General features: G+C 38.6%; 12 protein-coding genes. 8 read left to right on the forward strand and 4 right to left on the reverse strand.

Annotated elements, in window-relative coordinates; genetic code table 11:
• Nucleotides 1-22: 22 nt before the first annotated feature.
• The gene (locus tag H148_RS17905; protein ID WP_037325223.1) at nt 23-1,582 is read left to right on the forward strand and encodes an FMN-binding glutamate synthase family protein; all 1,560 of its coding nucleotides are present in this window, start codon (nt 23-25) and stop codon (nt 1,580-1,582) included.
• Nucleotides 1,583-1,863: 281 nt separating this feature from the next.
• Here the strand turns inward: H148_RS17905 and H148_RS18385 are convergent, their stop codons facing one another.
• Nucleotides 1,864-3,129, reverse strand: a complete 1,266-nt coding sequence (locus tag H148_RS18385) for a site-specific integrase (RefSeq protein ID WP_051286458.1) — start codon at nt 3,127-3,129, stop codon at nt 1,864-1,866.
• 806 nt (nt 3,130-3,935) lie between these two features.
• Between H148_RS18385 and H148_RS0113015 the strand changes: the two genes are divergently transcribed.
• From H148_RS0113015 to H148_RS0113045, 7 genes are all read left to right on the forward strand, one after another.
• Nucleotides 3,936-4,778 carry a hypothetical protein gene (locus H148_RS0113015; protein WP_029035189.1) on the forward strand — a complete coding sequence of 281 codons (843 nt, stop codon included), beginning with the start codon at nt 3,936-3,938 and terminating at the stop codon, nt 4,776-4,778.
• A gap of 82 nt (nt 4,779-4,860) precedes the next feature.
• Entirely contained in the window at nt 4,861-5,109 is a 249-nt protein-coding gene (locus H148_RS0113020; protein WP_029035190.1) for a hypothetical protein, read from the forward strand.
• An 85-nt stretch (nt 5,110-5,194) separates the two neighbouring features.
• Entirely contained in the window at nt 5,195-5,701 is a 507-nt protein-coding gene (locus H148_RS0113025) for a hypothetical protein (protein ID WP_029035191.1), read from the forward strand.
• Nucleotides 5,698-6,468 (forward strand): curli-like amyloid fiber formation chaperone CsgH, encoded by a 771-nt coding sequence (csgH, locus tag H148_RS0113030; RefSeq protein WP_029035192.1) that lies wholly within the window; start codon nt 5,698-5,700, stop codon nt 6,466-6,468. The genes H148_RS0113025 and csgH overlap by 4 nt, the downstream gene beginning before the upstream one ends.
• Nucleotides 6,469-6,482: 14 nt before the next feature.
• A complete protein-coding gene (locus H148_RS0113035) occupies nt 6,483-6,884 on the forward strand; it encodes a curli production assembly/transport component CsgF (RefSeq protein ID WP_029035193.1) in 402 nt (133 codons plus the stop codon).
• 14 nt (nt 6,885-6,898) lie between these two features.
• Entirely contained in the window at nt 6,899-8,290 is a 1,392-nt protein-coding gene (locus H148_RS0113040; protein ID WP_029035194.1) for a CsgG/HfaB family protein, read from the forward strand.
• Between the two features lie 4 nt (nt 8,291-8,294).
• Nucleotides 8,295-9,797, forward strand: a complete 1,503-nt coding sequence (locus H148_RS0113045) for a carboxypeptidase regulatory-like domain-containing protein (RefSeq protein WP_029035195.1) — start codon at nt 8,295-8,297, stop codon at nt 9,795-9,797.
• A gap of 187 nt (nt 9,798-9,984) precedes the next feature.
• Here the strand turns inward: H148_RS0113045 and H148_RS0113050 are convergent, their stop codons facing one another.
• The 3 genes from H148_RS0113050 to H148_RS18900 form a co-directional block, all read right to left on the reverse strand.
• Nucleotides 9,985-10,680, reverse strand: coding sequence for a potassium channel family protein (locus tag H148_RS0113050; RefSeq protein WP_029035196.1), 696 nt, complete (start codon nt 10,678-10,680; stop codon nt 9,985-9,987).
• A gap of 4 nt (nt 10,681-10,684) precedes the next feature.
• Nucleotides 10,685-11,212 (reverse strand): potassium transporter TrkG, encoded by a 528-nt coding sequence (locus H148_RS18895; RefSeq protein ID WP_245583435.1) that lies wholly within the window; start codon nt 11,210-11,212, stop codon nt 10,685-10,687.
• Between the two features lie 123 nt (nt 11,213-11,335).
• Complete coding sequence (locus H148_RS18900) at nt 11,336-12,454, reverse strand: potassium transporter TrkG (protein ID WP_245583427.1); 1,119 nt, start codon at nt 12,452-12,454, stop codon at nt 11,336-11,338.
• Between the last annotated feature and the right edge of the window lie 214 nt (nt 12,455-12,668).

The following is a 12,668-nucleotide window of genomic DNA, read 5'->3' on the forward strand; positions in this document are numbered from 1 at the left end:
ATGTCCCAATAAACTGCAAATTATGCGAAAAGGATTTAAAACGGTATCCCTCTGTCTTGTATTAGTTTTTGTCGTACTTGGGTTATACTATCCGGTCTTCTGGTGGTTACTTTTATTAATTGGGCTGCCTATCCTGATTGGCCTGTACGATATGCTGCAAAGCAAGAACAATGTAATGCGCAATTTCCCGCTTTTCGGACATTTTAAAGAATTCATAACTGAAGAGCGTCATGTGATACAGCAGGCAGCGATTGAAAACAGCCGGGAGGGACGCCCATTTAACTGGATACAGAGGCGTATTGCTTACAGTCGGGCTAGTGAAGAATTGATGAGTCAGCCTTATGGCAGTGAATTTGACCATCGCAAACGGGGCCATGAATGGCTGATGCATTCCAATAACCCTGTCGACCAGATCGAAGGAGATCTGCGTTTCGTTGTGGGCGGTCCGCAATGTAGCCATCCTTACTCTTCCAGCATTTTGAATATTTCTGCAATGAGTTATGGCTCCCTGGGACCAAATGCCGTTCGTGCTCTAAACGCTGGAGCACATTTGGGCGGATTTGCCCACAATACAGGTGAAGGCGGATTGACAGATTACCACAGGTCATTTGAAGGGGATCTTATCTGGCAAATCGGCACGGCTTACTTCGGCTGCCGGAATGACGACGGGAGTTTTGATCCGGAAGCTTTCAGGGACAAAGCTAGGGAAGAGCAGGTAAAGATGATCGAGCTGAAAATTTCCCAGGGCGCCAAACCGGGAATGGGTGGACTACTTCCGGCAGGAAAAAATACGGAAGAGATCGCCCGCTTCCGGAACATTGAACCGCATAAGGATGTTTTTTCCCCGCCCGCACATCCCGAGTTTTCGGGGGATAATGAGATGCTCAAATTTATTCAAAAACTGCGCGAGCTAAGTGGTGGAAAGCCGGTAGGTTTTAAACTCTGTCTTGGAAAACCCAAAGAATTTATTGATATCTGTGAAGCAATTCTGGAAACCAGAATAATGCCCGATTTCATTACTATAGACAGTTCGGAGGGTGGGACCGGTGCCGCAAACTATGATTTTATCCACTGGGCTGGTATGCATGTTTTCGACAGTCTACCCTTTGCTTATGACACCCTAACCGGTTTCGGTTTTAAAAAGGATATAAGGCTATTGGCCAGTGGCAAAGTTCTCTCCTCCTTCGATGTGGTTCGAATGCTGGCACTGGGAGCCGACGGTTGTTACTCCGCACGTGCCATGATGCTGTCTCTCGGATGCGTGCAGGCACTGAAATGCAACACTAATAAATGCCCGACCGGAGTCACTACGCTCAACCCCTCATTAAATAAAGGCCTGGTAGTAGAAGACAAAAAGGTGAAGGTGGCCAACTTTCACAAACACACCATAGAAGGAGTAAAAGAGCTGATAGCAGCTGCCGGATACAAAGATCTCACTGCAATTAACCGATCTTTGATTTGTCGGCGGCAGAATGATTTGTCATTTAAGACTTTGCAGGATATCTATCCCTACGTCGTTGAAGGAGTGCTTTTAAACAAACCTTGGCCAGAGAGCTATCGATCATTTGAAGATAAGAATTGAAAATTCTCTAAGCTTTTCATGTTTTTAATTGTGTAAGCCTTAAAAAGCTAGAGACATAGTCACACATTTTTAGAATAAAATATTGATGGCTGAATTATCTGGAACGTGATGATACCTTTCTAAGTCCGAGGTTTAGCCTTTGGTGAGATTTATTTCTCAGAGTTTTAACCTGAACATGGTTCGGGAGCTTTTAAAATGTCAATTGAATACTTTTAAATAAGAACATATCAACCAGAAAAGACATCTAAGTAATAAGGATTCTTTCACTATTTGGTCCGTAATCAACTAAAAAAAACATGTTTGGAGATCTTCTCTAATCGCTCCATCGGGGAAGCTTTTATATAGCTGTAGAATACTTTCTCTGAAGTATGGCCACTGATAGCCATAATATCAATTACAGGCATGTCCGCCTTATAAGCATTTGTACAGAAGCTCCGTCTGGCGGTGTGATTGGTCAAAAGTTGGTGCTTTTTAAAAGTTGTCCTAGTTCGAGAGCCTCCTTCAGTGCGTTCAATAACAACTTCGTCATTCAGCTTAGCCTTCCTTCCTATACTCTTTAAAGCTTCATTAATTTTTTGCTCAGGGATCATCATCGGAAATTGACCATTTCGCTTTTCCAGTATTTCTTGAATGTAGGGATGAAGGGGAATGTGGACAATCTTACCAGTCTTCTGCGTTTTAACTTCCAAAAATCTAATTCCTTTATAGGATTTGATGTTCGAGGTAGATAAGCTTTTATAGTCGGAGACTCTTAAACCTGTAACCGCCGCAATGACAAAAAGATCCCTGGCAACATCTAAATGTAATTGTTTGGAATAATTAATTTCCTTAATACGTTTAATTTCAGACATTGTAAGGTAGATATGGTTTACCTCTTCTTTTGGTTTGGTAAAAGCTGATTTCTGATAGTCCAGATTTTTGTGGAGCCCTCTTTCAACAGCATCGTGCATGACCGTTTTTATATTTTTAATTTGGGTCCCTATATAATTATCCGTGTATTCTTTATCCTGTAGCCATTGAATAAATTCAGAATGAAAAGGAAGGTTTATATGCTGGAAGGCTAACCTCCCACCTAAATGTTTCTCATAGTCTTTAAGGATGCGGAGAGTGTTCTTATATGGCTTTAACGTGCTCTCAGCAAGAGGTCTGCCGGTACTCGGCCGAGGCTTGCTTTTGTAGTACTCTACGAACCACTTGTAGTGATCTGTCAAATACTTTACTTCTTGCTTCCCTCCATTCTTGCTATTCCATTTGATGAGCCGCTCCTTGATGATCCTATTATCGAAGGGAATATCTCCCTTCTCTAAATCTCTCAACATTTGTCGGGAAAAGGTTAGAAGTTCGGCTAGATCAGCATTAATATTACTGCTATCGGGTTCCGCTAGAACATTTTTAACTGCATTGTTCTGTTTGTCCCAGTGTGCAGCCTTTTTTATACTGAACCCGGTTGCGTACCGATACTGCTTTTTTCTGCCGTAATTAAAATGAATGTAAATGTTTTGTGAAGTTCCTGTTCCTTGGCGAAGTTTTAATTTGACAGATCCCATTTCTATGCTGTTAATTTGTACCGCCCAATGTACCGCCCTTTTTTGAATTTAACTTAGTTATGCTTAATATTTTTTCAAATTATATTTACTATATATGCTTATGATGCCCATGTATACGGGTATTAGCACGTGAAAAACCTAAAGTACGATAAATTGTAGTAAACTAATAAGTAGCCCCTCCGGGGTCACTTATAGCAGAAAATCCGCAGCGAAAGCTGCGGTTTTTTTGTCTTTCCGGAAAAATGAGCTTGTTCAGAACTTTTTAAGAACTGGACTGATTTTCGGCTATTGAGGTTCTAAAAAGAAGCAATCCATGCATTCTCCTTTCGGCCACGAATTTTTTTGGCATCCATAAAATATCATTGTTCTCAATTGAAAAGTGTGGAAATATTCCCCTTTTTATGCTAAATTTTATGAATTTAGACACTTTTAAGGTAAGAATTTTCTTAATAAAGATTCTTTCATTGGTAGTTAACGTAATTTTAACTTTTTATGGATTTCTTGTGAAAATGGTCAATCCGAAATAACAGTACCTAAAAGTGGGTATTGTAGTTTATCGATTTAATTTTCAGGCTGTTGCGACAGATTTCTTTTTTAGTACATTAGCTTCATTGTTAGATAGAGAAGGTCCTTTTAGCCAGCCCTACGTCTGAAGCAATAAATTCTTTTTTCAGAGTTTAAAATATCCCCCACAATTTAAGTAACCTATAAGTGGTAATGCAATGTCTTTACCGTGGACAAATATGTTCGGATTTTATTAACAATTTAAAATAAACCTTTATTAATTAACCAGAAATTATTTTATTATGAAGAAAGTTTTTTTAAGCGCAGCAGCGCTAATAATTGGGGCAATTGGATTTGCACAAAACAATGACAGTGATGTAGACCAAAACGGTAGTGGTAACTCAGCAGCTGTGGTACAATCAGGTACGAACCATGATAGTGATGTTGAACAATCAGGGGATGATCATATTGCAGAGGTGACGCAATCTGGTTCACCAAGTAATACTTCCGAGGTATATCAAAGACTTGGAAACAGTAACGAAGCTTATGTTACTCAGACTGGTAAGAATAGTAATAGCTATATATTACAAGAAGGTTCAGATAATATTTCTACTGTTCTGCAACGTCCAGTTTGGCTTCACGATAGTCATGTAGAGCAGATTGGAGACCGTAATGATTCCTATGTAGAACAGAGAGGTAATAATGATTGGTCCGAGGTATATCAAACTGGAGATGATAACACGAGTTCTGTTGACCAGGGAATAGGATCTGACGGATATTCTTATGTAGAACAAACAGGGGATTTAAATGAGAGCACGGTCAATCAAATTGGCGCTAGCAATTCAACAGTTTTTCAAATAGGAGATTCGAACATAAGTACAGTAGACCAAAGTGGTGCTAATATTTCGTTAGTTGATCAGTCCGGTAATTCTAATATGTCTGAAGTGTTCCAAGGAGGTCCGACCGGAGCTCATTTAGTAGGTTCAGGTAATAATTCAACAGTGTATCAGACAGGAGACTTTAATGATAGTTTTGTAAATCAGTATGGCGATAATAACATGAGTACTGTTAATCAAACAGGGAACAGTCATGTGAGCACGGTAGATCAGATTGGAAACGGAAATACTTCAACTGTAAGCCAATAATCCTGTTTTATATAAGAAATCTTTTAAAAAAGTGGGCGCTGAAAAAAATCAGCGCCTACTTTTACTATTAAATATTAGAATAATGAAAATATTGAAAAACCTTTATTTCATATTTCTACTTGTTGGTATTGATGGATTTTCTCAAAGTCTTATTAATACAGGAGATGATCTTTTTCAAAATGACAAAAAAGAATTTGACAATTTTGTTGCCATTCCAGCTCCGACCATAGGTCTTGTCGAGGTGAAGGAAAGTTTGCAATCGAATAACCAGGTTTTTGTGGAGCAAATAGGGGTGGGAAATGATATAAATGCAAATATATCCGCTCAATAAGTAACTAACCAATTATAAGGATAAGGGCATCCACCCGGATGCCTTTATATCTTTCAAAAATTTTTTTTGACCGAAAAGAAATAGTATGAAAAAGTTTATTTTTTTATTTATTATACTTTTAACCAGTGCGTCTTATTCGCAGGGCACATCGGGCATGTCAGAACCTAGAAATGTTGAAAAAGAGAATTTTTTACTTGCTATGGTGCAGGAGAATTTTGACTTGGGAAAAGCTGCTTTGGCTCAACCTTCAACCGGTCATCAGGTATTTATTGAACAAATTGGAAGCTACAATGTGGTGGAGGCTAAAGTTGTTTCAGAAAAAAATAATCTTAATATAAATCAACACGGCAATCAAAATACAATTTTGATGGAGGTAATGTCGAAATCTACCACCGGAAATATTACTCAAACCGGACACCAGAATTATTCTTTAGATTTTGCAAATGATCCAACTCAGGAAATAAACCTTGACCTTACCCAGAATGGCAACGGCCATCATTTCGAAAGATATGGGTCTAATTCTATTGGTAACAATCTTAAATTTGAGATGACTGGGGAGTCTCAGACCATTATTGTCAGGAATTTTAAATGAATTTAAACTCTTCAAATATTACTAATTTAAAGCACTGGTTATTCCTACCGGTTTTTCTGTTTTATAGTATAGTTATAGGACAGAATTTTAATGCAGAAGTGGAGGCGGTTCTAAAAATTGATGATACTAAGGATGACCTTCTCGAAGTGACTGGTGTGGCCACCAATAAAACAGAAGGTAATTTCAGTTTAAGATATGAGCTGGCAGTAATAACTTCAGACGAAAACAAGAATTCCTCAAGGAATTCTCAGGAAGGAAGGTTCACCCTGGGATCTAACGAAACCAAGGAACTTTCCACAACATCTGTTTCTGTAAATCCTACCCAACAGACAATAATTCTTCTACTACTTTATGATCTTGATGAAAAAGTAATCGGAACTGCGAGACAAGTTTACAATGAAAAAAATGAGGAACAACAGAGTTCAGAAAACACCGCTTCTTACCAAAAGGAAAACGAAGGGATCGAACTTACAGGATTTGTTACTGAAAATACTAAAACCAAACCAGGAAGAGATTTCTATGATTTTTTTTATCAACAATATAGCCTTAGCGCATCTAAAAGCAATAAGATGATTCATGTAGATGAAACTATAAGTTTTGGACGTACCACAAGAATAATTGTAAAGGTAGAAGACCGGGTAGTTTACCAATTCTTCGCACGACCACGTCTAGACTTTTTAAAAGAGCAGGCAAATGAAGCACTTCGGCAAGTAAACCGATACCTGGAATATCTTGAAAACCGAAATGAATACAATACTAAGTACTAACCCAATCTACTATAATGAAAATTTTATTTTTTTTGGCATTTGTTTTTGTAGGCCTTAGTTCCTTTGCTCAGGATTTGGTCTATACCCCTAAAAATCCCGCCTTTGGTGGAAATCCATATAACTCACAATGGTTATTGGCATCTGCACAGGCACAGAATTCTTTTAAAGACCCTAATGCCTCTTCCCGTGAACAATTGTCGGAGCTGGATCGCTTTACCCAAAGCCTCAATTCTCAACTTTTGGGCCAGGTGAGCAGGAGGTTGTTTACAGAGCAATTTGGTAGCGGAGACCTTGAACCAGGCACCTATACTTTTGGAAGTCTTGCGGTAGATATATATCCATCAAATGAAGGACTTGTAATAAACATTCTGGATACAGTCACTGGTGAACAAACCCAAATAATCATCCCAAATTAATTTACCTAGATTTCATGAAATATTTAAGTAGAATTGCTGCAGGAGGGTGCATATTATTGTCCATCTCTTGCGGCACATATTTTAATCAACCCATAGATTTTACTGAAGCCCGCCACGGAGAAATCTCTCCTGTAACAGAACGACTCCGGGCTTTACCACCCCCAAAGGAACCTATAGTTGTAGGAGTTTATAATTTCCGCGATCTCACAGGCCAGTATAAAGCATCTGAGGTTGGAAGCACCTTTAGTACTGCCGTAACCCAAGGTGCGACTGCTATTCTCATTGAAGCCCTGGAAGATTCCAAATGGTTTACAGCTATTGAGCGGGAGAATATAGGTAACCTGCTAAATGAAAGGAATATCATTAGATCCACGAGACAGGAATACCAGGCCGGTAACGAAAATCAGCCGCAGGTACCTCCACTTTTATATGCGGGGGTCTTACTGGAAGGGGGAATTATTTCATATGATTATAACATAATTACCGGAGGAATGGGTGCCAGGTATTTTGGAGTAGGAGGTAGTACACAATACCGCCAAGACCGAATTACCATCTATTTAAGAGCTGTTTCTACTTCAAGCGGGAAGATCCTCAAAAATGTATACGTGAGCAAAACTATTCTTTCTCAGGCAGTAGATGCAAATCTTTATCGGTATGTGAATTTTCAACGACTACTCGAGGCCGAAGTAGGATTTACCCGAAATGAACCTGTGCAGCTTGCCGTAAAGGAGGCGATAGAAAAAGCAGTTGAAAATCTTATTATCGAAGGAATTGAAGAGGAACTTTGGGAACCTGAAGATGAAACTCTTGCTGAAGGTTTACTGGATAACTATATGGTGGAGGAGGCCTCAGCAGATCTTTCTCGTTTATACAATAGAAATTATGTTGAAAGAAATGCAAGCGGTTATTTGGGGATCAATAGCGGAGTCTCTATTCTAAGCGGGGACTACTCCGAAAAACCTCCGGGATATATGGCAGGATTAGAGTTTGATTTTCCATTGTCCTCCTTTTTTTCCATAAGATCTTCGGCAGAATTTTTCTCACTTAGAAATAATAATTCTTTTAACGAAAATTTCATTGGTGCCGGGGTGGACCTAAAGTATAACGTACTTCCTTTTGATAAATTAAATCCTTATCTGTATGCAGGACCGGGTTATATATTTTCAATGGCTTCTGATGCTCCGGCGGACATTTCGACAGGATTTTTTAAGGCACATTATGGCGGCGGACTGGAATATTTGGTAAGCCCGGGGATTGGTCTAAAGATCTTTGGAGAACATAATTTTGTTTTTTCAGATGAACTTGACTTCAGAGTAAATGGCAAGAGAGATGATCATTATTTTTTAATAGGAGCCGGGGTGAACATATATTTCGGAAACAATCGAAACAATCAGACTAAAAATTAAACCAATGAAAATCAAAACCTACATACTTACTCTATTGGCAATAATTTTTTTAATTGTCGGATGCAGTGAAGACACCTTGGATGATAGCGGAGTTGGAGCCATTACAGGTACTGTAGTGGAAGCAGGAACTAATGAGCCGATTGAAAACGCCCGCATCTCAACGAATCCAGCAAGCAGTACAGTATTTACTGATGAAAACGGAGAATTTCTTTTAAGCGATATTCCGGCCGATGATTATTCTGTAGAAGCCAGAAAGGAAGGGTTTTTGTCACAATTTGAAGGAGCTTCAGTTTTGACAAATACCACTGTAAATGTAATTTTTGAATTAGAAGGAGAAACAGCCGGAAATAAACCACCTGGTACTCCCAGTGCAGTTTATCCTGAAGATAATGCTATTGATGTTCCACCTTCTGTGACTTTTAAATGGAATGCCACAGACCCCGAAGAGGATGATCTCACCTACCAGCTGGAAATAAGAAATGACAGCGATGAAGAGATCTTTTTAATTGAGGATATTGAAGATACCACATATACAGTGGAAGGTCTTGAGTATGATCAAAAATACTTTTGGCAGGTAAGCGCTTCAGATGATATTAATAGCGAAATTTTAAGTCCCTTGTATTCTTTTAGAACAATGGCCATTCCTGTAGATAGCCGAATTCTTTTTACCCGTATGATTAATGGAAATTCCGTAATATTTGCGAAGGGTCCCGAAGGCGAGGAGTTTCAGCTTACTTCTTCAGCAAATAACAGTTTTCGGCCACGAAAAAATAATTCTTCAGATAAGATTGCATTTTTGAGAATTGTTGGCACTCAAACCCAATTATTCACTATGGATCCCGATGGGTCCGAAAAAAAGCAGGTGACTTCAAATTACCCTGTGAAAGCTTTTAATATGGATCAGGTGGATTTTGCCTGGGCCGATGACGGTACAAGCTTATTATATCCAAGCTTCGGTACACTATATATGGTTGACGTAACAGGTGGAGGAACTACCGAAATTTTTCAGACTCAAAACGGGGACTTTATTACTGAAGTTGATGTAAGTGAAGACAATCAGACTATTGCTTTAATTACCAATAATAGTAATGGCTATGATGCGGATCTGTTTACTATCAATTTTGATGGAGAGATAAAGCAGAGAATCCTTAACAATGTGGAAGGGGCTTTGGGCGGTCTGGATCTTTCAGTTCAGGGAGACAAATTACTGTACACTTACGACAGTTCGGGATTTAGAAATGATTCTTACCGCCGGCTCGATTCAGATTTATTTATTTATAATTTCTCCTCTAGACAGTTTGAGAATTATTCGCACGAAAAACCTGAAGGAACGAATGATCTTGATCCCCGGTTTTCTCCCAATGAAGCTGAAGTTATTTTTGTAAATACTTCCAATGATGGAATTTCTTCACGGGATATTTACACATTAGTTCTTGAGGGCGTTGGTGAGGATACAGAAAACCGGGTACTTTTAATAGAAAATGCTTTCATGCCCGATTGGGAATAGAGGTAGCTCGAATCTTACGTCGTGTAGATTGGACTCTGTAAATCATGTCTTTTATGAGGACTTCTTGACTTTTTCTGGATCACCACAGTTTTGAGATGTTAAATGATGGTGTTCAGGAAGAGTCAAGTAGCAGGATGAGATTATTTGAACAGTGCTTTAACTAAAAGTTGTTACTCTGTTTATTGGTTCAGGATCTTTCCTGATCTTTAAGGAGTTTTTTAAGATTTCTATTGTGTCCATACAGCACCATTATATCATGTTTATGTAAGACCGTCTTTGCCGAAGCTACTCCCTGTACTGTCGAGACATCCCTGTTTGTTCCAATTTCGTTCTTCTCTTTGGTAATTTTAATTTTAGTGAGAACTATAATGTCATATTTCCTTTTTAAGCCAATATCTTCCAGAGTTCTTCCGTCAAATTCTGCCGGAATTTCAGTTTCAATGATGCTGTAGTCCCGATTAACTTCAAAGGAATCTACTACTCCATGCAGGTTTAACTTCTTAGCCCACCTTTCGGCTGTTTCCTCTTCAGGATGTATGATTTCATCTACTCCCATAGCTTCAAGTACCATTTCCTGTAAAGGAGAAACTGCCCGGCTTATTAATCTTTTAACGTGCAATTGCTTCATAAGGGCTGTCGACATAATATTAGCTCCCTTATCTTCTCCAATACCAATAATCACAATATCTGTATCCTTTAATGGGAGATTAGAGACTGCTGTAATATCTGTTGAATCAAGATTGACCGCATGAGTAATTTTGTCTTTAATGGCTTCTACTTTACTCATGTTCATATCTACCCCGATAACTTCATTACCCATTTTGGTGAGTTTTTCCGCAAGGGAGGCTCCAAAATTTCCTAGTCCAATTATTATATATTTCATATCATTAATTCATTAGAATTTCTTCCTTTGGATATCTATAATTCAAATGTTTCACCCGCCTTAGAAGAGCAATAAGAATGGTAAGCATACTTACTCTCCCAATAAACATAGTTGCTATAATTACTATTTTTGAAGCCGGACTTAAGTTTGGAGTTATGCCCAGACTTAGACCTACAGTACTATAAGCTGAAAATGATTCAAATGCGATACTAAGCAAGGTTTTTTCTTCATCAAATGAAGCGATGAGGAATAGGGAAAGGGCGATTATTCCAAAGGCTCTTCTTATGGAAAGATCAGAAATTTGTCTTCTGAAAACTTCTACCCTGTCCTTCCCGCGGGCAAGACTAAAAAAATTAAGGGTGGCTAGGGCAAAGGTGCTTGTTTTTATACCACCCCCTGTAGAACCGGGTGAAGCGCCTATCCACATGAGAATAAAGACAATCATAATGGTTGGAAAATTGAGGGCACTGGTATCGACGGAATTAAAACCGGCGGTTCTTGGAGTTGCGGCTCCAAAAAATGATACTACCAGTTTTCCATATCACGGGTGCTCCTCCAGGGTGTTGTTATATTCGAAGAAATAGAACAAAATTGTTCCCACTGTTAATAAAACTGAAGTAGTGACAAGCACAATCCTCGCATTAAGATTAATAACCTAGGGGGTGTAAACCGAATTTGTCGGATGCTTTAATTTTGCATATTGGTTCTTGAAGTAATAAGTAAAATATTTATAAAGGTTGAAGAGAATAGGAAATCCTATTCCTCCTAAAATAAAAAGAGTAACAACAATTAACTGAAGAGGGTAATTAAAATTGAATTCGGGTTCATAAAGACTATTTTCAAGAGTTGAAAATCCTGCGTTGCAAAACCCCGAGATACTATGAAAAATGGAGAAAAAGACCTGCTCTCCAAAACCCTCTACGGTACCTTCCTGTAAGCTGAAGAAAATAAATATGGCACCTACCAATTCAATAGCAAGGGTAAGTAAAACGATCTTTTTTAATACACTAAAGACTTCTCCAATCTTTTCGGAGTTAGTCATATCTTTCAGCATGATTTGATTTTCGTAGGAACTTTTTCCGCGGAAGAAATAAGAAAAATAACTGGCAAAAGTCATAATTCCAAGTCCGCCCAGCTGGATAAGAATGAGAATAATGGTTTGTCCAAGATCAGTAAAATAGGTTCGTGTATCAACAACAATAAGACCGGTCACACAAACGGCACTAGTGGCGGTAAACAGAGCATCAAGGGCCGAAATCCCTTCATAGGTTGCCTTTGGCAACATCAACAGGAAAGTGCCGATAAGGATCAATCCCAAAAAGCTGGCGATGAAGATTTGCGCAGGATTAAGCAGCTCTCTGTTGAAATCGACACGTACGGCAGAAAATTCCCGGACAAAGTAAATCAACAGTGCAAGATAAAGCCACCCCATATGATTAAAAAAAGCCAGGAATGGAAATGTTTCCAGTAGGAAATCCAGTTTTATAAATACCAGTAGAACATTCAGAAAAAAAATTGCTCCATCAAAAAGCCGAACTTTTACAGGAAATTTTTCGCTGGATACGTAATATCTTACAAGAATAGTAATACTGCCAGTTATTAAAGCTATGAGATAAAAATCTGTAAGATAGAGCTCAGTTACCGATCTGTGGGTGAAGCCCAGATCAAATATTATAAGACAAACGGTGAGGAGACTTAGCCAAAAAGAAAACTTCTTTATGGCTTTGAGTCTTTTTTCGATCTTCTTCCGTTTTTGAAGATTTGGAAAGTTCAAATGTTCAGAATTAAATTTGTCCGGTTCTGGAACAGTAATCCATAAAGATGATTAGTAGGATAATAAGGAAGGCAATGATAATGCTCGGCCATTTGAGGTGGCTGTATGAGGATGATCCTTTGTCTTTATCGTCTGTTTTCCTATTGTCCATGTAAACAGAACAAAGGTACTCTGGATTATATAAGGAGAGTGTAAAGATTCAGGAGAGTGTATA

The sequence above is a fragment of the Salinimicrobium terrae DSM 17865 genome, from assembly GCF_000424665.1.
GTDB lineage: Bacteria > Bacteroidota > Bacteroidia > Flavobacteriales > Flavobacteriaceae > Salinimicrobium > Salinimicrobium terrae.